21 protein-coding genes are annotated in these 19,180 nt (G+C 69.9%); 7 read left to right on the forward strand and 14 right to left on the reverse strand.

Annotation, left to right across the window (positions count from 1 at the left end; all coding sequences use genetic code 11):
- Together NRP21_RS25185 and groES are read right to left on the reverse strand one after the other, a co-directional pair.
- Positions 1 to 203, reverse strand: a 203-nt coding sequence (locus NRP21_RS25185) for a TCP-1/cpn60 chaperonin family protein (protein ID WP_308219936.1), incomplete at its 3' end; no start/stop codon positions are given.
- A 52-nt stretch (positions 204 to 255) separates the two neighbouring features.
- The gene (gene groES / locus NRP21_RS25190; protein WP_257719001.1) at positions 256 to 555 is read right to left on the reverse strand and encodes a co-chaperone GroES; all 300 of its coding nucleotides are present in this window, start codon (positions 553 to 555) and stop codon (positions 256 to 258) included.
- A gap of 241 nt (positions 556 to 796) precedes the next feature.
- On the opposite strand from groES, the gene NRP21_RS25195 reads away from it, so the two are divergent.
- Entirely contained in the window at positions 797 to 1,072 is a 276-nt protein-coding gene (locus NRP21_RS25195) for an usg protein (RefSeq protein ID WP_209370392.1), read from the forward strand.
- A gap of 35 nt (positions 1,073 to 1,107) precedes the next feature.
- Here NRP21_RS25195 and NRP21_RS25200 read toward each other — a convergent pair whose 3' ends face one another.
- The 3 genes from NRP21_RS25200 to NRP21_RS25210 are packed head-to-tail and all read right to left on the reverse strand — an operon-like array spanning position 1,108 to position 3,570.
- Positions 1,108 to 2,040 (reverse strand): AEC family transporter, encoded by a 933-nt coding sequence (locus NRP21_RS25200; RefSeq protein ID WP_257719002.1) that lies wholly within the window; start codon positions 2,038 to 2,040, stop codon positions 1,108 to 1,110.
- Between the two features lie 4 nt (positions 2,041 to 2,044).
- Positions 2,045 to 2,680: a guanylate kinase gene (gene gmk / locus NRP21_RS25205; RefSeq protein WP_257719003.1), complete on the reverse strand. Its 636-nt coding sequence runs from the start codon at positions 2,678 to 2,680 to the stop codon at positions 2,045 to 2,047.
- Positions 2,677 to 3,570 carry a YicC/YloC family endoribonuclease gene (locus NRP21_RS25210; RefSeq protein ID WP_257719004.1) on the reverse strand — a complete coding sequence of 298 codons (894 nt, stop codon included), beginning with the start codon at positions 3,568 to 3,570 and terminating at the stop codon, positions 2,677 to 2,679. The genes gmk and NRP21_RS25210 overlap by 4 nt, the downstream gene beginning before the upstream one ends.
- Before the next feature lie 27 nt (positions 3,571 to 3,597).
- On the opposite strand from NRP21_RS25210, the gene NRP21_RS25215 reads away from it, so the two are divergent.
- Positions 3,598 to 4,413, forward strand: coding sequence for an SDR family NAD(P)-dependent oxidoreductase (locus NRP21_RS25215; protein ID WP_308219937.1), 816 nt, complete (start codon positions 3,598 to 3,600; stop codon positions 4,411 to 4,413).
- Here NRP21_RS25215 and NRP21_RS25220 read toward each other — a convergent pair.
- Positions 4,352 to 5,170 (reverse strand): TerC family protein, encoded by an 819-nt coding sequence (locus NRP21_RS25220; protein WP_257719005.1) that lies wholly within the window; start codon positions 5,168 to 5,170, stop codon positions 4,352 to 4,354. The genes NRP21_RS25215 and NRP21_RS25220 overlap by 62 nt on opposite strands.
- A 190-nt stretch (positions 5,171 to 5,360) precedes the next feature.
- On the opposite strand from NRP21_RS25220, the gene rutA reads away from it, so the two are divergent.
- Entirely contained in the window at positions 5,361 to 6,446 is a 1,086-nt protein-coding gene (gene rutA, locus NRP21_RS25225) for a pyrimidine utilization protein A (protein WP_257719006.1), read from the forward strand.
- Positions 6,447 to 6,472: 26 nt separating this feature from the next.
- On the opposite strand, the gene NRP21_RS25230 is transcribed toward rutA, so the two are convergent.
- The 8 genes from NRP21_RS25230 to NRP21_RS25265 all read right to left on the reverse strand — a co-directional run bounded on the left by NRP21_RS25230 (position 6,473) and on the right by NRP21_RS25265 (position 12,847).
- On the reverse strand, positions 6,473 to 7,366 hold the full coding sequence (locus NRP21_RS25230; protein ID WP_257719007.1) for a DMT family transporter: 894 nt from the start codon (positions 7,364 to 7,366) through the stop codon (positions 6,473 to 6,475).
- 19 nt (positions 7,367 to 7,385) lie between these two features.
- Positions 7,386 to 8,396, reverse strand: a complete 1,011-nt coding sequence (gene mltG / locus NRP21_RS25235; RefSeq protein ID WP_257719008.1) for an endolytic transglycosylase MltG — start codon at positions 8,394 to 8,396, stop codon at positions 7,386 to 7,388.
- 38 nt (positions 8,397 to 8,434) lie between these two features.
- The gene (gene fabF / locus NRP21_RS25240) at positions 8,435 to 9,718 is read right to left on the reverse strand and encodes a beta-ketoacyl-ACP synthase II (RefSeq protein ID WP_257719009.1); all 1,284 of its coding nucleotides are present in this window, start codon (positions 9,716 to 9,718) and stop codon (positions 8,435 to 8,437) included.
- 152 nt (positions 9,719 to 9,870) lie between these two features.
- Complete coding sequence (locus tag NRP21_RS25245) at positions 9,871 to 10,110, reverse strand: acyl carrier protein (protein WP_043830727.1); 240 nt, start codon at positions 10,108 to 10,110, stop codon at positions 9,871 to 9,873.
- Between the two features lie 204 nt (positions 10,111 to 10,314).
- A complete protein-coding gene (gene fabG, locus NRP21_RS25250; protein WP_257719010.1) occupies positions 10,315 to 11,052 on the reverse strand; it encodes a 3-oxoacyl-[acyl-carrier-protein] reductase in 738 nt (245 codons plus the stop codon).
- Complete coding sequence (locus NRP21_RS25255) at positions 11,052 to 11,507, reverse strand: GNAT family N-acetyltransferase (RefSeq protein WP_257719011.1); 456 nt, start codon at positions 11,505 to 11,507, stop codon at positions 11,052 to 11,054. Before NRP21_RS25255 ends, fabG begins: the two co-directional genes overlap by 1 nt.
- An 8-nt stretch (positions 11,508 to 11,515) precedes the next feature.
- Positions 11,516 to 12,475 (reverse strand): ACP S-malonyltransferase, encoded by a 960-nt coding sequence (fabD, locus tag NRP21_RS25260; RefSeq protein WP_257719012.1) that lies wholly within the window; start codon positions 12,473 to 12,475, stop codon positions 11,516 to 11,518.
- 99 nt (positions 12,476 to 12,574) lie between these two features.
- Positions 12,575 to 12,847 (reverse strand): hypothetical protein, encoded by a 273-nt coding sequence (locus NRP21_RS25265; RefSeq protein WP_257719013.1) that lies wholly within the window; start codon positions 12,845 to 12,847, stop codon positions 12,575 to 12,577.
- A 297-nt stretch (positions 12,848 to 13,144) separates the two neighbouring features.
- On the opposite strand from NRP21_RS25265, the gene NRP21_RS25270 reads away from it, so the two are divergent.
- The 4 genes from NRP21_RS25270 (at position 13,145) to NRP21_RS25285 (ending at position 18,920) form a co-directional block, all read left to right on the forward strand.
- Positions 13,145 to 15,397 (forward strand): TonB-dependent receptor, encoded by a 2,253-nt coding sequence (locus NRP21_RS25270; RefSeq protein ID WP_257719014.1) that lies wholly within the window; start codon positions 13,145 to 13,147, stop codon positions 15,395 to 15,397.
- 175 nt (positions 15,398 to 15,572) lie between these two features.
- Positions 15,573 to 17,828, forward strand: coding sequence for a TonB-dependent receptor (locus tag NRP21_RS25275; RefSeq protein WP_257719015.1), 2,256 nt, complete (start codon positions 15,573 to 15,575; stop codon positions 17,826 to 17,828).
- Between the two features lie 115 nt (positions 17,829 to 17,943).
- Entirely contained in the window at positions 17,944 to 18,627 is a 684-nt protein-coding gene (locus tag NRP21_RS25280; protein WP_257719016.1) for a Fe2+-dependent dioxygenase, read from the forward strand.
- A 68-nt stretch (positions 18,628 to 18,695) separates the two neighbouring features.
- The gene (locus NRP21_RS25285) at positions 18,696 to 18,920 is read left to right on the forward strand and encodes a hypothetical protein (protein ID WP_257719017.1); all 225 of its coding nucleotides are present in this window, start codon (positions 18,696 to 18,698) and stop codon (positions 18,918 to 18,920) included.
- The last annotated feature ends 260 nt before the right edge of the window (positions 18,921 to 19,180 follow it).

A 19,180-nucleotide genomic window follows, 5' to 3' on the forward strand; every position in this document is an offset into this window, starting at 1 on the left:
TTCTCGAACTTGTCGGCCAGCTCGATCTCCTTGGCGACGGTCACGCCGTCCTTGGTGATCCGCGGCGCGCCGAAGCTCTTGTCGAGCACGACGTTGCGGCCCTTCGGGCCCAGCGTCACCTTCACGGCGTCGGCCAGGATGTCCACGCCGCGCAGCATGCGCTCGCGGGCATTGGCGCCGAACTTGACGTCCTTCGCAGCCATTCTGTTCTTCCTTTCTGTGTCGGAAATGCGCCGATCAGTCCCTAGCGGGAGATCAGGCGGCCTTCTCCACGATGCCCATGATGTCGGACTCCTTCATGATCAGGAGCTCCTCACCATTCAGCTTCACCTCGGTGCCGGACCACTTGCCGAACAGGATGCGGTCACCGGCCTTCACGTCCAGCGCCACGACCTGGCCCTGCTCGTTGCGCGCGCCCGAACCCACGGACACGACCTCACCCTCCTGGGGCTTCTCCTTGGCGGTGTCGGGGATGATGATGCCGCCCGCGCTCTTCTCCTCGGCCGTCACGCGACGGACGAGAACGCGGTCATGCAGGGGACGGAAGTTCGCCATGCGATCCTCTCCTGAGCCTTGATCATGGTTGAGCCCGGCCGGGAACTTGTTGGCACTCACCCCCGGCGAGTGCCAGCGATCTAGGAGATCGCCCCCTGCCCCGTCAAGGGTTCGGCAGCACTCGGGATCGAAGAGTGCCATTGCATTGATATGAAACATTTTTTGCGGCCGAACATTGCTTCCTCATGGCACCATTCGCCCCTGGCGGCGCCCCTGCCGCCCGGCTTCAGGAGGAAAGGACATGCATCTGCGGGGTATCGAGCGCGTCGTCCGCATCCCCGAATGGCATCTGACCACGGCCGAGATCCTCTACCGCCTGCCCGACCACCCGGCCGTCCTGCAGAGCTTCATCTGGCAGAAGGTGGACCGCGCCCCGACCTTTCCGGAGCTGCACGGCTTCCTGGATTTCTGGCGCAAGGACATCGAGGGCGCGCTCCACTCCGTCCGCGTCGCCTCCGCCGCCCTCTGGAAGCCCGCCGAGTTCACCTACGCGGATGGCGAGCTGCGCCTGCACTGAGCGCCGCGGCGGCCAGGCCCGCCCGGCCGGCCGCCTCAGCGGGGCACGATGCCCAGCACGATCGTCAGCGTCACCACGGAGGCCACGGTGCCCAGCAGCACCGCCGCCCCCGCCCGCTCCATCCCCACCGCGTAGCGGCGGGAGAGGAGGAAGGCGTTCGCCCCCGTCGGCATCGCCGCAATCACCACGACGACGGAGAGCTCCAGCGCCCCCAGCCCGGCCCAGCGCCCGACCAGGAACACCACCGCGGGCAGCACCGCCAGCTTCACCACGTTGATCGCCACCGCATCCACCCAGTCGCGCCGGATCTGGAAATCCCGCAGCGAGGCGCCGAGACAGAAGAGCAGCATGGGGCTCATTCCCCCGCCCAGCAGCTGCAGGAAGTTCCGCATCGGTGCCGGCGGCGGCGGCAGCAGCAGCGCCCAGAGATTGCCCAGCAGCACCGCCATCACCACGGGGTTCCGCACCACGGAGCGCGCGGTGGTCCGCAGCACGCGCATCACGCTCGCCCCCGCGTTCAGCCCCGCCTCGGCGACGATCGTCGTCAGCGGCAGCATCACCATGGAGTAGAGCCCGACGACGGCGGTGGCCGGCGCCACGCCCGCCTGCCCGAAGCTCGCCAGCACCACCGGCACGCCCATCATCAGCGTGTTCCCGAAGGCGCAGTTCAGGGCGAACAGCCCCGATTCCGCCAGCCCCCGCCGCGCCACCACCCGGCACAGCACGAGGCACACGGCATAGACGAGCAGCACGCAGGAGAAGAAGGCCACCTCCAGCCGCCCGCCATGTGCCGCCAGCCCCCCGCCCGAGGCCGCCGAGACGAAGAGCAGCGCCGGCGCGCAGAGCCAGAAGGCGAAGTCGTTAATCCCCTTGATGGCCTCGTCGGAGAGCATCCGCCGCACGCTGGCCACGTAGCCCAGCGCGATCAGCAGGAAGACCGGCGCGACGAGGCCGAGGACGTCGAGCACGGGACTAGCCCATCCTCGCCACGAAATCCCCCAGCCACAGGTTCCGGCTCCGTGCCGTGCGCGCCGCCCGCAGGATGGCCTGCACCGTGTCCACCGTCTCCGCGAAGTCGGTATTGACCAGCACGTGGTCGAACTCCCGCCAGTGGGAGGCGTCGTCCCGCGCCTTGCCCATGCGGCGGATGATCTCCTCCTCGCTATCCGTCCCGCGCGCCCGCAGCCGCCGCTCCAGCTCGGGGATGGAGGGCGGCATCAGGAACACCCCCACCACGTCGCCCGGCATCGCCTTCTGCAGCAGCAGGTGGCCCTGCCAGTCCACGTCGAACAGCACGTCCCGCCCGGCAGCCAGCGCCTCCTCCACCGGGGCGCGCGGCGTTCCGTAGCGCTTCCCGTAGACATGCGCGCTCTCCAGGAAGTGCCCGGCCGCCTCCATGGCCTCGAACTCCTCCATCGCGTGGAAGAAGTAATGCACCCCGTGCACCTCCCCCGGCCGCGCCGCCCGCGTGGTGGCGGAGATGGAGAGGGACAGCTCCTCCTCCCGCGACAGCAGGGCGCGCGAGACGCTCGTCTTCCCCGCGCCGGAAGGCGCCACCAGAACCAGGCACAGCCCGCGCCGCCGCATGTTTGGATTCACGGGGGTCATTCCACGTTCGCCGCCTGCTCGCGCAGCCGCTCCACGGCCGCCTTCAACTCCAGGGAGAGCCGGGTCAGCGCCAGGCTGCCCGATTTCGCGCCCAGCGTGTTCGACTCCCGCCCGAATTCCTGGGTCAGGAACTCCAGCTTGCGCCCCACCGGCGCCCCTTCCGCCAGCAGCGCCCGCGCCGCCTCAACATGGGCGCCCAGCCGGTCCAGCTCCTCCCGCACGTCGGATCGCGCGGCCAGCAGCGCCACTTCCGCCGCCAGGCGCTCCTCCGGCACGCGCCGCTCGCCCTCCAGCAGGTCGCGCAGCGCCGCCTCCAGCCGAACCTTGTGCGCCGCCGGCTGCGCCGCGGCCTCCTGCACTGCCTGCACCCGCAGGGACTCGATCTCGTCCAGAAGCGTGCTCAGGATCGTGTGCAGCCGCGCCCCCTCTGCCGCCCGGGCCGCGAAAAGATCGGCCAGCGCCTCCCCGAACCCCTCGGACACGGCGGCGCGCCGCGCCCCCTCCGCCGTCTCGTCCGGCACCTCCACCTCGGTCCGCAGCACGCCCGGCAGGGCCAGCACCGCCTCCGGCCGCGGCGCCGCCGCCCCGGGCATCCGCGCCGCCAAGTCCGAGACCAGCGCCAGGGCCCTCTCCAGCGCCGCCGGGTCCAGCACCAGCCTCGGCGCCCGGTCCTCCCGCTTCAGGGTCAGCGTGGCCGAGACGTTCCCCCGCGCGAACCGCGCCGCCGCCGCCTCCCGCAAGGGCGCTTCCAGCGCGTCCAGCCCGCCCGGCAGGCGCAGCCGCACGTCCAGCCCCCGCCCGTTGACGCTGCGAAGTTCCCAGGTGAAGGGGGTGCCGTCCGGAAGCGTTCCGGTGGCACGCGCGAAGCCGGTCATGGATCGGATGGCCATACGCGGCCTTCTGCGGCGGGAGAGGGCATGATGCAAGGCAGCAGCACCGCTTGGCCCTGGCCGCGCGCCGCGATCACCGGTGCCTCCTCCGGGCTCGGCGCCGCCCTGGCGCTGGAGCTTGCCGCCCCCGGCCGCACCCTGCACCTGTCGGGCCGCGACGCCGCCCGCCTCGGCGCCACCGCCGCCGCCTGCCGCGCCCGCGGCGCCACCGTGACCGAGACCGCCTTCGACGTGCGCGATGCCGGGGCCGCCGCCGTCTGGATCCGTGGCACCGGCGGCCTGGACCTTCTCGTCGCCAATGCCGGCACCTCCGCCGGCACCGGCGGCACGCGGGAATCGGCCGATCAGGTCGCCCGCATCTTTGCCGTGAACCTCACCGGCGCCCTGAACACGATCATGCCCGCGCTGGAGATCATGCGCGCCCAGCCCCCGGGCCCGGACGGCATCCGCGGCCGGGTCGCCGCCATCGCCTCGATCGCGGCCTTCACCGCCTCTCCCGGCGCCCCGGCCTACTGCGCCTCCAAATCCGCCCTCCAGCGCTGGACGGAAGCCACCGACGCCACCGCCCGCGCCGAGGGCATCCGTCTCCACGCGGTCTGCCCGGGCTTCATCCGCACGCCGATGACGGCGCCGAACAGGTTCCCCATGCCCTTCCTGATGGAGCCGGAGGAAGCTGCGCGCCGAACCCTGGCGGGGGTACAAAAAGGAAGGGCCAGGGTTGTCTTCCCCTGGCCCCTCTATGCGGCGGCGCGCCTCGCCGGCGCGCTGCCCGTCTCCTGGCTCAGCCGACTCCCGGCGAAGGCCGATGCGCGAGAACCTCTTCCGCCACCGCCCCCTGGCTGACCGAGACCTCCCCCGGCGCCGCGAGGCTGGAGGAACCCGGCGAGACCGTGCGGTGCCCCGCGGAGCGCCGCGCCCAGATGTTCAGCCCCTCCACGCCCGCCGCGAAGGCCATGGCGACGTAGACGAAGCCCTTCGGCACGTGGAACCCCAGCCCCTCGCCGATCAGCACCATGCCGATCATCACGAGGAAGGCGAGCGCCAGCATCACCACCGTCGGGTTCTTCTCCATGAAGTTGGAGAGGGCATCCATCGAGAGCAGCATGACGGCGACGGAGACGAGGATCGCGACCACGATCACCCACATCACCTGCGTCATGCCGATGGCGGCCAGGATGCTGTCCACGCTGAACACCATGTCGATCAGGATGATCTGGAACACGGTGGCGCCGAAGCTCGCGGTCAGCTTGTCCGATACCTTCGCCTCGGCCTGCGACTGCGGATCGACGCGGTGGTGGATCTCCATCACGGCCTTGCCGATCAGGAACAGGCCGCCCGCGAGCAGGATCAGGTCCTTGCCGGAGAACTCGTTGCCGATCACGGAGAAGAGCGGCGTTGTCAGAGTCATCAGCCAGCCCACGCCGGCCAGCATGCCCAGCCGCATGATCACGGCCAGCCCCAGGCCGATCAGCCGCGCCGAGCGCCGCCGCTCCACCGGCAAGCGGTTGGTCAGGATGGCAATAAAGACGAGGTTGTCGATCCCAAGGACCACCTCCATCCCGATGAGCGCCACCAGGGCGACGAGAACCTCGGCTTCCACGGCCAGACATGTCCTTTCTGTAATGTGCGCCCAGGTATGGTGAGGCAGGCGGCACTCTGAAAGGTTTGGCTCGCCAGTTGCGCCCCATCTTTTTGTTACAACCCGTTTCCGGCGCCCCGGTTCCAGACGGCCATCGCCGCCTGGAACGGGATTTGCTCGGCTCCCGCTCTCAGCAGGGAGCCAACCCACCATGGACGTCGGCGTCTTCATCCCGATCGGCAACAACGGCTGGCTCATCTCGGCCAACGCGCCGCAGTACAGGCCGAGCTTCGAGCTGAACAAGCAGGTGTCCCAGCGCGCCGAGCACTACGGGCTGGACTTCCTTCTCTCCATGATCAAGCTGCGCGGCTTCGGGGGCAAAACGGAGTTCTGGGACTACAACCTGGAATCCTTCACCCTCATGGCCGGCCTCGCCGCCGTCACGAGCCGCATCAAGCTTTTCGCCACGGCGGCATCCCTGGTGCTGCCCCCGGCCATCATGGCCCGCATGGCCGTGACGATCGATTCCATCGCCCCCGGCCGCTTCGGGGTGAACCTCATCACCGGCTGGCAGCGCCCGGAATACTCGCAGATGGGCCTCTGGCCGGGCGACGAGCACTTCGCCTCCCGCTACGATCACCTCTCCGAGTACGCGACCGTCATCCGGGAGCTCTGGTCCACCGGGCAGTCGGACTTCAAAGGCCGGTTCTTCCAGATGGACGACTGCCGCCTGCTGCCGAAGCCCAGCAGCGACATCAAGATCGTCTGCGCCGGGCAGAGCGCCGCCGGGCTGGACTTCATGGCAAGGTACGCGGACTACAACTTCTGCCTGGGCCAGGGGATCAACACGCCGAAGGCGCTGGCGCCGATGGTCGCCCGCACCGGGGCCGCCGCCGCCGTCACCGGCCGCAAGGTCGGCTCCCTCGCCCTCATCATGCTCATCGCGGACGAGACGGACGAGGCCGCCTGGGCCCGGTGGAACCACTATCAGGCCGGCGCGGACCGAGAGGCCATCGCCTGGATGGCCGGCCAGGCCGCCGCCGACACCAAGTCGGGCGCGGATGCCAACGCCAAGCAGTACGCCCTGCCCGAAGGCGCCATCAACCTGAACATGGGCACGCTGGTCGGCTCCCACGCCTCCGTCGCGCGCATGCTGGACGAGATGGCGGAGGTCCCCGGCCTCTCCGGCGTCCTCCTCACCTTCGACGACTTCATCGAGGGCATCGAAGGCTTCGGCCAGCACATCCAGCCCCTGATGAAGAGCCGCGCCCATCTGAGGGAACCCGCGCTCTCCTGAACACCGGATGCCGGATGGGGCGGGAGCTACGGCCCCCGCTCCCTCCTGCCGGTCGCCAGCCAGACGCCGAGCAGCACCACCGCCCCGCCCAGCCAAACCCGCGGCTCCGGCCACTCCCCCAGCAAGGGCGCGGCGAAAAGGGCGGCGAAGCCGGGCTGCAGATAACCTGTCATGGCCGCATCCGTCGCCCGCGCCCGCTGCGCCAGGGCGAGGTACAGCGTCAGCGGCAGGGCGGAGCCCACCACCCCCACCCAGAGCACCGCGCCCCAGACCTCCATCGGCTGGTCGAAGGCGCCGGCCGGCTCAAAGAACAGGGTCATCACCCCCGCCCCCACCGCGCTGCCGGCCTGTTGCCCGACCGAGAGCGCCACGGGCGAACCCGGCTGCCGCAGCCGGACATAGATCGTGCCGGCGGCGTAGGAGAGCGCCCCCAGCAGCACCAGCCCACCCGCCAGCAGCCCATGCCCGCCCAGCAGCGCCTGCGGACCGAGGATGACCGCGATGCCGGCAAAGCCGACCGCCATCCCCGCCAGGGTCCGACCCCCCGGCCGTTCCGCCGGCAGGAAGGCGAAGGCCAGCAGCGCGACGAAGAGCGGCGTGGTGGACTGGATGAGCGCCACCGCCGCCGCCCCCATGGAGATCAGCGCCACCGAAATGAGGCAGTTCGGCAGCCAGCCATTGGTCGTGCCCAGCAGCATCCCGTGCCGCCAGATGCCGCGCGGAACCCCGCGGAAGGCACCGGTCGCCAGGGCAAAGCCCAGCATCACCAGCACCGCCGCCACCCCCCGCCCGAAGGAGAGCGCGAAGGGCGGCATGGAGCGGGTGATGAGCCGCACCACGGGAAAGGATGTGGCCCAGAGCGCCGAGATCAGCAGCAGCCGCCACCAGAGTGGCCAACCCGAGAGCGGCGCTCCGCTCAAGTCGAAGCCCCGCCGGGCCTCACCGCCCCGCTGCCGGAGCGGCCGGTGCCGGGGCCGGCGCGGCCCGCCCGCGCTCCACCTCGCGCCAGCGCGCCACGTTGCGGTTGTGCTCCTCCAGCGTGCGGGCGAAGGCGTGGCCGCCCGTGCCGTCCGCCACGAAGTACAGGAACTCCGTCGCCTCCGGCCGCGTCACCGCCCGCAGCGCCTCCTTGCCCGGGGATGCGATGGGCCCGGGCGGCAGGCCCCGGTTGCGATAGGTGTTGAAGGGGTGGTCCCGGTCCAGGTCCGCCCGCGTCAGCGCCCGGTCCAGCGCCGCCCCCTCGGCCGCGGCATAGGCCACCGTGGGATCAGACTGCAGCGGCATCCCCCGCCTCAGCCGGTTGATGAAGACGGAGGCGACGCGCGGCCGCTCCGCCGCGATCCCCGTCTCCCGCTCCACGATGCTCGCCAGCACCAGCGCCTCGCGCGGGGAGGCGATCGGAAGGTCCGGCGCCCGCGCGGCCCAGGCCTCGCGCAGCGCCTCGCCCATCGCGGCCTCCGCGCGGCGGACAATCGCCGCGCGCGTATCGCCCCATTGATAGGTATAGGTCTCGGGCAGCAGGTCGCCCTCGTCGATCGGCGGCGTCTCGCCCGTCAGCCCTTCGGCCCGGTCGATGACGGCCACGATCTGCCGCGCCGTCAGCCCCTCGGGCACCGTCAGGCGCCGCTGCACCGGCCGCGCCGTCCGCAGCACCTCCAGCACGTCCTTCAGGGAACCCCCGGCCGGGAAGGCGAATTCCCCGGCCCGTAGCGGCCCTTCCCCGCGCGTCACCCAGGCAGCGGCGAAGAAGGCCCGCGCATCCGCCACGATCCCGGCCTGCTGCAGCGCCGCCCCGATCGCCTCGCTGCCCCCGCGCGGCACCACGAAGGGCTTCCCCTCCGCCAGGGGCCCCGGCTGCTCATAGATGTGCCGGGCATAGAGAAAGGCGCCGCCCCCGGCGAGGCCGAGAAGCAGCACCAGGATCAGCAGCGCGCGGATCGCACGTCCCATCGGCGGGCGGTCCCTTCAGAAGCGCCCGTGGCAGGGGCTCAGGCAGCGGCCTTGAACAGGATGGAGGCGTTGGTGCCCCCGAAGCCGAAGGAGTTGGACAGCGCCACGTCGATCTTGCGCGGCTGCGCCTCCTTCGCCACCCGGTCGATCGCCGAGGGGTGGGAGGGCTCCTCCAGGTTCAGCGTCGGCGGCGCCACGTCGTCGCGGATGGCGAGCAGGGAGAAGATCGCCTCCACCGCGCCCGCCGCGCCCAGCAGGTGCCCGATTGCCGACTTGGTGGAGGACATGGCCACGCCCTTGGCGGCATCGCCGAACAGCCGCTCCACCGCCTCCAGCTCCAGGTCGTCGCCCAGCGGCGTGCTCGTGCCATGGGCGTTGATGTACTGCACGTCCTCCGGCCCGAGGCCCGCGGAGCGGAAGCAGGCCTTCATCGCCCGGAACGCGCCCTCATGACCCTCGGCCGGGGCGGTGATGTGATAGGCGTCACCGGACATGCCGTAGCCGATCACCTCGCCATAGATCTTCGCGCCGCGCGCCTTGGCGTGCTCGAACTCCTCCAGCACCAGCACGCCCGCGCCCTCGCCCATGACGAAGCCGTCGCGGTCCTTGTCCCAGGGGCGGGACGCCGCCGCTGGGGTGTCGTTGAAGGCGGTGGAGAGCGCGCGAGAGGCGGCGAAGCCCGCCATGCCGAGCTCGGAGACCGCCGCCTCGGCGCCGCCGGCCACCATCACGTCGGCATCGCCGAGCGCGATCAGCCGCGCGGCATCGCCCAGCGCGTGCACGCCGGTCGCGCAGGCCGTGACCACCGAGTGGTTCGGGCCCTTGAAGCCGTACTTGATGGAGACATGCCCCGAGGCGAGGTTGATCAGCGCCGAGGGGATGAAGAAGGGCGAGAGCCGCCGGTGCTTGCCCGAGGCGATGAGCTGCGAGGCCTCGTAGATCGTCTGCAGCCCGCCGATGCCGGAGCCGATCATCACGCCGGTCGCGTGGCGGTCCTCCTCGGTTTCCGGCACCCAGCCGGAATCCTCGACCGCCTCGGTGGCCGCCACCAGCGCGAGCTGGATGAAGCGGTCCATCTTCTTCTGGTCCTTGACCGGGATCCACTCGGCAAGGTCCAGCGCGCCATCGGCCTTCGTGCCGACCGGCACGGTGCCGGCGATCTTGGCCGGGATGTTGGCCACGTCGAAGGACTGGATGGCGGAGATGCCGGATTCCCCGGCCAACATCCGCTTCCAGACATGTTCCACGCCCAGCCCCAGCGGGCTGGCAATGCCCATGCCTGTAACGACGACGCGGCGCGGGGCCGTGAGCTGACCGAACACTCTCGCTTACTCCCTACCCGCGCCTGGGCCCCGGCCGCTTCCGCGGGGCAGGGCGGCGGCCGTTGGAACCGGCCCCGCCGCGCGCGTCATATCCTGCAAGCGGTCGGGCCGGATCCCCGGGGGGCCGGCCCGCCGATCGTCGAATGGGGCCTTCAGGCCGTCTTGTGCGCGTCGATATAGGTGATGGCGTCGCCGACGGTGGTGATCTTCTCGGCCGCGTCGTCCGGGATCTCCACGCCGAAGGCCTCCTCGAAGGCCATGACCAGCTCGACCGTGTCCAGGCTGTCGGCGCCCAGGTCGTCGATGAAGGAAGCCTCCGGGGTCACCTTCGCCTCCTCGACGCCGAGGTGCTCGACCACGATCTTCTTCACCTTCTCGGCGGTTTCGCTCATCGCGCTTGCTCTCTCCTGATGGCGGCTGCCCGCCGGGAAACTTCTTCATGCAACCGGGCGCACGTCGCAGGACGGCGCCCCGGCACATTGGGGGCGCGCCTTAGCACGCCTCTGTCACGCGGCCTAGGCCGTAGGAAGGGACGCGAAGGGCGCGGTTCAAGAAGCGTTGTTCCCGCGCCGCACCCTTTTCCCGCCCCTGCCACCTCAGATCATCGCCATGCCGCCGTTGACGTGTAGGGTCACCCCCGTCACCCAGGCCGCCTCGTCGGAGGCCAGATAGGCCACGGCGGCCGCGATATCCTCGGAGGCGCCCATCTTGCCCATGGGGATCCGCCCCATCAGCGCGGCCTTCTGGGCGTCGTTCAGCGCGTCCGTCATGGCGGTCTTGATGAAGCCCGGCGCCACCACGTTCACCGTCACGCCCCGTGGCGCCACCTCCTGGGCCAGGGCCTTGCTCATCCCGATCAGGCCGGCCTTGGCGGCGGCGTAGTTCGCCTGCCCGGGATTGCCGGTGACGCCGACGATGGAGGCGATGGAGACGATCCGGCCGGAGCGCCGCTTCATCATTCCCCGCAGGCAGGCACGCGCCAGGCGGAAGGGGGCGGTCAGGTCCACCTCGATCACGTCGGACCAGTCCTTGTCGCCCATGCGCAGGGCCAGCCCATCCCGCGTCAGCCCGGCATTGTTCACCAGGATGTCCAGCGCCCCGAACTCGGTCTCCACCTTCTCCACCAGCGCCGCCGGGGCGGCGGGGTCGGAAAGGTCGGCCGGGGCCACGAAGGCGCGCTCGCCCAGCTCGGAGGCCAGGGAGGCCAGCTCCGCCTCCCGCCGCCCGGTGAGCGCCACCTTCGCCCCCTGGGCGTGCAGCGCGCGGGCGATGGCGGCGCCGATCCCCCCCGTGGCGCCGGTGACGAGGGCGGACTTGCCGGTCAGGTCGAACATCAGGGGGCCTCCAGGGGCGCGCCGTCCAGGCGCTTGGCAAGGAAGTGGCAGGCCTGGCCCGGCGGGCAGCCGGGCAAGGTGCCCACGGTCGTGTAGCCCATGCGGGCGTAGAAGCCGGGCGCCTGGAAGGCGTAGGTCTCCAGCCAGACCCCGGCGAGGCCGCGCGCCCGCGCCTCCGCCTCGGCCCGCTCCAAGATCCTGCGCCCCAGCCCGCGGCCGCGCTGAGACTCGGGGATGTGGAGCAGCTCGACATAGAGCCAGCCCGCGCGGTTGCGCCCCACCAGCCCTCCGATCGGCGCGCCGCCGGCATCGCGCAGCACCACCAGCAGGGGCTGGGCATCGAAGGTCCCCGGCCCGGTCCGGGCCGTGTTGAAGGCGATCAGCCCGTCCAGCACGGCCGCGCGGGCCGCCGGGTCCGCCGCGTCCTCGACGGTCAGGTGGGTGCCGTCGCTCATGCCATCGTTCACAGGGACTTCAGCACCGCCTCGATCTCGGCCGGAGTGCCGCAGGCCATGGCGGTGGCGTCCGGCGCGTTGCGCTTCATCAGTCCCGTCAGCACCTTGCCCGCGCCCACCTCGATGAAGCGGTCGCAGCCCATGGCGGTCATGGCGGCCACGCACTCGCGCCAGCGCACCGTGCCCGTCACCTGGCGGACGAGAAGGTCGCGGATCGTGTCGGGGTCCGTCGCCTTCGCAGCGGTCACGTTGGCCACCACCGGCACCAGCGGCGCCTTCGGCGGGTCGCGCTCCAGCGCCTCGCCCATGGCATCGGCCGCCGGGGCCATCAGGGAGGAGTGGAAGGGCGCGGAGACGGGCAGCAGCATGGCGCGCTTCACCCCCTCGGCCTTCGCGATCTCCACCGCCCGCTCCACCGCGGCCTTGTGGCCGGAGATCACCACTTGCCCGCCGCCATTGTCATTGGCAGCCTCAACCACCTGGCGCTCGCCCGTCGCCGGATCCTCGGCCGCGCGCTCGCAGATGGCCCGCGCCTGCTCCATCTCGGCGCCCAGGAGCGCCGCCATGGCGCCCGTGCCCGCCGGCACCGCCTTCTGCATGGCGTCCCCGCGCAGCCGCAGCAGCCGCGCCGCCTGCGGCACGTCGAAGGCCCGCACGGCCGCGAGCGCGCTGTATTCCCCGAGCGAGTGCCCGGCCACCAGTGCCACCTTCTCCTTAATGTCGAAGCCGCCCTCGGCCTCCAGCACCCGCAGCACGGCGAGCGAGACGGCCATCAGCGCCGGCTGGGCATTCGCCGTCAGGGTCAGCTCCTCGGCCGGCCCCTCGAACATCAGGCGGGTGAGATTCTGGTGCAGCGTCTCGTCAACCGCCTCGAATACCTCCCGCGCGGGGGCAAAGGCCGCGGCCAGTTCCCGGCCCATGCCGACGGCCTGACTACCCTGGCCGGGGAAGACGAGCGCGAGGGCCATGATGATCCGTTTCCTGCTGTTCCCGGCAGGGAGCCGCTACCCCGCCGTGGCGCGGCGGGGTAGCGGCGGCGTCACAGCCCTGTCAACGGGCTGCCGCGATCAGTAGCGATAGACGCGGGGCGGCGGGCCGCCCACCCAGACGCGCTGGCAGCGCTCGCGGGTCACCCGCACCGGCCGGCCGAAGCGGTCCCGCCGAACGCTCGTCACCGGGCGGCAGCGCGTGACATAGCGCACATCCTGCAGCAGGTCGGAGGAAACGGCAGGCGCTGCCAGCATCAGCCCCGCCGAGGCCGGTGCCGCCTGGGCCGGGGAGAGAGCCGCGCCACCGGCTACCAGGCCGGCCAGCAGGATGGAACGGGAAAGCCAGGACATTGTCGCAACCTCCTTGTCGTTGACCGGCCGGTAGTGCGGCCGGATCGGCCCGGCACAAAGGCCGGGCGGCGGCAGAATGAAGGCAGCAGGTGACGATGCGTTTCAGCGAGCTCACCAGCCTTCACGGCCCGGCGGATTACAATCCGGCAATACGGAGGAAAACGTTCCAAAAATTGTGAGCCAAACGCCTGAATCTCCCGAGTTTCCTTGAGGATGATAATCACACGCAATCTTGACCGAATGTTACTGGCCTAATTAAGAGCGATTCTCATTAGCAAACATCGCAAGGTTGCCCTCATGCGCCGCGTCCCCGTGGGAGGCCGAACGGCCCCCAACACTGCCCTGGTCGCAAGCCTCAGCCTTGGCGCCGCGATGGTGGGTAGCCCTGCCCTTCCCCAGGAAATCGCGCCCAACGCCACCCCCACCATCCCGGTGCCGGAGGTTGCCGTTTCCGGCGTGGCCCCCGCCAACCAGCTCCAGGTTCCCACGGGGGTCAGCCGCCTCCCCTCCACCGTCCAGGACACACCGCAGACCATCAACGTGGTCCCGCAGGAGATCCTGCAGCAGCAGAACGCCACCACACTGGAGCAGGCGCTCCGCAACGTCCCCGGCATCACCTCCACCATCGGCGAGGGTGGCGGCGGCGTCTCGGGCGACCAGTTCCGCATCCGCGGCTTCGCGGCCCAGAACGACATCAACGTGGACGGCCTGCGCGACTACGGCTCCTACACCCGCGATGCTTTCACCTTCGAGGATGTGCAGGTGCTGAAGGGCGCTGCCGGCTTCGCCTTCGGAAGCAGCTCCGTCGGCGGCGCGATCAACATCAACAGCAAGACGCCGACGCTCGAGAACCGTTACCTCGGCACCATCACCGGCGGTATGGGGCCCTATATCCGCGGTACGCTGGACCTGAACCAGCGCATCAACGAGACGATGGCGGTCCGGCTGAACGTCATGGGCCAGAGCAGCAACCTCGTGGACCGCCAGTCCCAGACCACGGACCGCTGGGGCGTCGCCCCCTCCGTCGCCTTCGGCCTCGGCACGCCGACCACGCTCACGGTCGAGTACCTGCACTACCACGACCGCCACACCATCGATGGCGGCACGCCGGTCATCACGCCCTTCGGCCGCGTCGGCCGCCCTGCGCCGGAGTTCGGCCTCGACCGGTCCCTCTTCTTCGGCGTCAAGAATGACATCGACGACGTGACCGTGGACCGGATCACGGCCCGCCTCTCCCACCGCTTCGCCAACTGGCTCACCGTCACCAACGACTTCCGCGCCACCTGGGTGGACCGCGTGACGGCACTGACACCGCTGAGCTGCTCGAGCACCAACGGCCCGAGCACGGCCAATCCCTATGCCGGCAGCTGCTCCGACCTTTTCCTGCGCGGCATCAACCCGGTGGTGAACCCCGGCGGCCCCGGCCCCTACAGCCAGCAGAGCTTCGGCATCCAGAACGTGACGACAGCTGTCGCGCGCTTCAACACGGGGCCGCTGCGGCATGAGCTGGTCGGCGGCGTGGACATCTTCCACGAGAACGTGGACCGGACCGGCTACCCCTACCTCCCGGCGCGGCCGAGCTTCCAGCTCCGCAATCCCTACACGCAGGACACGCTGCTCTCCCTCGGCGCCGCCAACAACCAGCGCTCAACGGATGCCACCAGCCTCGGCCTCTTCCTGAACGAGCGCCTGTGGCTGCTGCCCACTCTTTCGATCTACGGCGGCTTCCGCTGGACCGACTACGACCTGGATTACAAGGCCGGCACGCCAGGCCAGGCGCTGACAACGAATGTCAGCCTCGGCCGGAACTTCTGGGATCCGCGCACCGGCGCGATCTGGGAACCGACGCCGAGCCAGACCTACTATTTCTCCTACTCCACCTCCTCCACCCCGCCCGGCACCTTCTTCACCACCATCCCCTCCCAGGCGACGGCCAACAGCACGGCCTTCGAGCCTGAGCGGAACACCAACTACGAGGTGGGCGCGAAGATCAGCCTCTTCGAGCAGCGCTTGGGCCTGACCGGCGCCCTGTTCCGCTCCGAGAAGAGCAACGCTCTGGCCGAGGACGCGTCCTCCCCGGGCACCTTCATCCAGACCGGCGACCGCCAGCGCGTGCAGGGCATCGAGATCGGCGCGACCGGCCGCATCACGCCGGAATGGAACATCCTGGCGAGCTACACCCACCTGAACAGCGAAACGACGAGCTCCACCACTGCCGTCAATGTCGGCAAGCGCGTGCAGTTCGTGCCGGAGAACGCGGCCTCGCTCTGGACCACCTACGATATAGCCCGCGAGATGCCCTACAACGCGACCGTCGGCCTGGGCGTCACCTGGCGCGGGCAGGTCTACCTGAACCAGGCCAATACCGCGGAGGCGCCTTCCAACTTCAGCCTGGACGCCTTGGTTCAGCACCGCATCAACCAGAATCTGACCCTGCGGGTAAACGGCTACAACCTGACGAACCGGACCAACTACGAGGGCCTTTTCGCCAATCGCGTGGTGGTTGCGGCCGGCCGGACCGTCCTCTTCTCCGTCGCCGCGGAGTTCTGACGCGCAGAACCGCCCGGGGCGTCAGCTCTGATGTCCCGGACAGCGGCCCTCGCCAGCGTGTCTCCTGCGTCACGCTGGACGACATCCATGTGACCAATTCGTCACGCGTTCTTGACCACCCGTTTCAAATGCAATTAGGAGCGACTCTCATTATCAAAGCGTGAGGGGGTTCTGCATGAGTAGCGTTACGAGCCGGGGCCGCGGCGTTCCCAATACCGCCCTGGTCGCTGGCTTAAGCCTCGGCGCGGCCATGGCGGGGAACACGGCCTTCGCGCAGGCTCCCGCTACCGACGGCCCGGCCACCCTGATGGTCCCCGAGGTCTCCGTCTCCGGCGCCAGGCCGGTCAACCAGCTGCTCGCCCCCACCGGCAACCCGCGCCTGCCCAACTCCATCCAGGACACGCCACAGACCATCACCGTCGTGCCGCAGGAGATCCTGCAGCAGCAGACCGTCACCACGCTGGAGCAGGCGCTGCGGAACGTTCCCGGCATCACCTCCACCATCGGCGAGGGCAATGGCGGCGTCAGCGGCGACCAGTTCCGCATCCGCGGCTTCTCCGCCCAGAACGACGTGCTGGTCGATGGCCTGCGCGACTTCGGCTCCTACTCGCGCGACGCCTTCACCTATGAGGACGTGCAGGTGCTGAAGGGCGCCTCCGGCTTCGCTCTCGGCACCAGTTCGATCGGCGGCGGCATCAACGTGAACAGCAAGCTGCCGACGCTGGAGAACCGCTACTCCGGCGTGGTTACCGGCGGCATGGGGCCCTTCGCCCGCGGCACGCTGGACATCAACCAGCGCATCAGCGAGACGATCGCGGCGCGCATCAACGTCATGGGCCAGTCCAGCAGCCTGGTGGGCCGCGACGACATCGATACCCGCCGCTGGGGCGTCGCTCCCTCCATCGCCTTCGGCCTCGGCACGCCGACCACCTTCTCACTGGAATACCTGCACTACCACGACAGCCACACGATCGATGGCGGCATGCCGATCGTCTACAGGGGCATCGGCGCCACTGGCCGCCCAGCCTCTGAGTACGGCGTGCGCCGCGCCAATTTCTACGGCATTGACAATGACATGGACAACGTGGACGTGGACCGCATCACCGGCCGCCTGTCCCATCGATTCAGTAACTGGCTGACGGTCACCAACGACACGCGCTACACGCATGTGGACCGCTACACCGCGCTGACGGCGGCCACCTGCGGCACGCAGACCGCGACGGTTTCCTACTTCAATTCCTGCTCCGGCCAGTTCTTCCGCGGCCTGAATCCTGCCCTAGCCTACGGCGGCGGCAGCAACGCGCCGTATAACCAGGTGAACGAGGGCATCCAGAACCTCACCACTGCCCTCGCCCGCTTCACCACCGGTCCCTTCCGGCACGAGCTGACGGCCGGCGTCGACATCGCGCACGAGACGGTGGACCGCACCGCCTACCCCTATTCCCCCACCCGCCCGGGCGTGTCCCTGCTCACGCCCTGGACGAACAACGACCTGATGCTGAACACGGGCGCGGCCAACAACGTCCGGAACACCGAATCCACCAATCTCGGCCTGTTCCTGAATGAGCGCCTCTACGTGCTGCCCACGCTCTCGGTCTATGGCGGCTTCCGCTGGACGAACTACGACTTCGACTACAAGGCCGGCACGCCGGGCCTTGCGGCGAGCCAGAACGTCAGCGTCCACGACAGCTTCTTCGACCCGCGCGCCGGTTTGATCTGGGAGCCGACGCCGAGCCAGACCTACTACTACTCCTTCTCCACCTCCACGACGCCGCCGGGCACCTTCTTCACGACCTTCCCCGCCGACGCCACCAACTTCAACAGCAACTTCGAGCCGACGCGGAACACCAACCACGAGATCGGCGCGAAGATCAGCCTGCTCGACCAGCGCCTGGGCCTGACCGCCGCGCTCTTCCACGCCGAGCGCAGCAACGCCCTGGTCCCCTCAGATACGGACGTGGGCGCCTTCGTGGCCACCAACGACAAGCAGCGGATCCGCGGCGTGGAGCTGGGCGTCACCGGCCGCATCACGCCGGAGTGGAACATCCTCGCCAACTACACCTACCTGGACAGCGAGACGACGCGCTCCGCCACCGCCGCCAATGTCGGACGGCGCGTGCAGTACGTGCCGAAGCACTCCGCCTCGGTCTGGACCACCTATGACATCGGCCGGGACACGCCCTGGAACGTCACCCTCGGCGCGGGGATCGTCTATCGCAGCCAGGTCTTCCTCGACACGACCAACACCGCCGAGGTGCCGGACAACTTCAGCCTGGACGCCCTGATCCAGCACCGCGTCAACCAGAACCTGACCGTGCGCGTGAACGGCTACAACCTGACGGACCGCACCAACTACGAGGGTCTGTTCAGCAACCGCGCCGTGGTCGCGGCCGGCCGCACCGTGCTCGTCTCCCTCGCCGCCGACTTCTGACGGCAGGACTACCAGGGGCGCCCGCCGGCGCCTCCCGGGCCTGACGGCGGGCGGCCGGGGTGGCACAATGCCACCCTGCCGCCCGCTTGCTTTTTTAACATTCGGAGCGCCCGCGATGCTCGTCCGCATCCCCCAGGTCCTGACGCCCACCGAGGTCGCCCTCTGCCGCGAGCGCCTGGAGGCCGCCGCCTGGCAGGACGGACGCGCCACCGCCGGCGAGCAGTCCGCCAAGGTGAAGCACAACCTGCAGGTCCCCGTTGACTCCCTCGTGGCGAGGGAGCTGGGCGACCTCGTTCTCCGCGCCCTTGGCCGCAGCCCCCTCTTCGCCACCGCCGCCCTGCCGCTTCGGGTGCTGCCGCCCATGTTCAACCGCTACGACCCGGGCATGACCTTCCGGCCCCATGTGGACAACGCCATCCGCGCCGTGCCCGGTACTGGCCAGCGCATCCGCGCCGACGTCTCCTCCACCCTCTTCCTCACCGCCCCGGAGGAGTACGAGGGCGGCGAGCTGGTGGTGCAGGACACCTATGGCACGCAGGAGGTGAAGCTCCCGGCCGGGGACATGGTGGTTTATCCCTCCACCTCGCTCCACCATGTGAATCCCGTGACCCGGGGCAGCCGCTGGGGCTCCTTCTTCTGGACCCAGTCCATGGTGAAGGACGACGCCCAGCGCGCCTTCCTCTACGAGATGGACATGGGGATCATTGCCCTGCGCCAGGACCTGCCGGACGACCACCCCGGGGTGCTGGCCATGACCTCCGGCTATCACAACCTCCTCCGCCGCTGGGTGGAGATCTGAGGCCGGCGGCATACCTCGCGGCCCTCGCGCGTTTCTCTCCGCAGGCCCCAAGCAACGGAGAGAGACCGATGAGCGGCAAGCAGGACCAGTCGGGCCAGGACCACAGCCGGGACCAGAGCCCCTCGCCCGCCCAGGGGAGCGAGACCCACACCGGGGGCGGCGCCCCCACCAACAAGGCCCATGAGGAGGCTGGGGACGGCACATTGGCCGGCTCCGTCCCCGCCGGACTCAGCTCGGAGGAGCTGCGCAAGCTGGCATCGGGCAGCAAAACGGACGACGGCGGCACGGGCTGATCCTTCGCTGTCCGTCCGTGGCCAGGGTGAGAAAGAAGGAACTCTTCCTCTCCCTGGCCCCCTTACCATCTGTTTTTCTAGAGTTTGGTTTGAACCCTGCTGACGGTGTGCCTGGCGTCCATGAGCTCAGGCGACCGCAGGGTCAGGACCGGGCCCACCACGGAGCAGCACCGTCCCAGGACGGCGCGGCGGCAGTCAGATGGGGGTTCCAGGGGGCGAAGCGCTTTGCCGCCCGCGAAACAGCTTGCCCCCGAGGGGCC

This window comes from Roseomonas populi (assembly GCF_024594815.1).
GTDB lineage: Bacteria > Pseudomonadota > Alphaproteobacteria > Acetobacterales > Acetobacteraceae > Roseomonas > Roseomonas populi.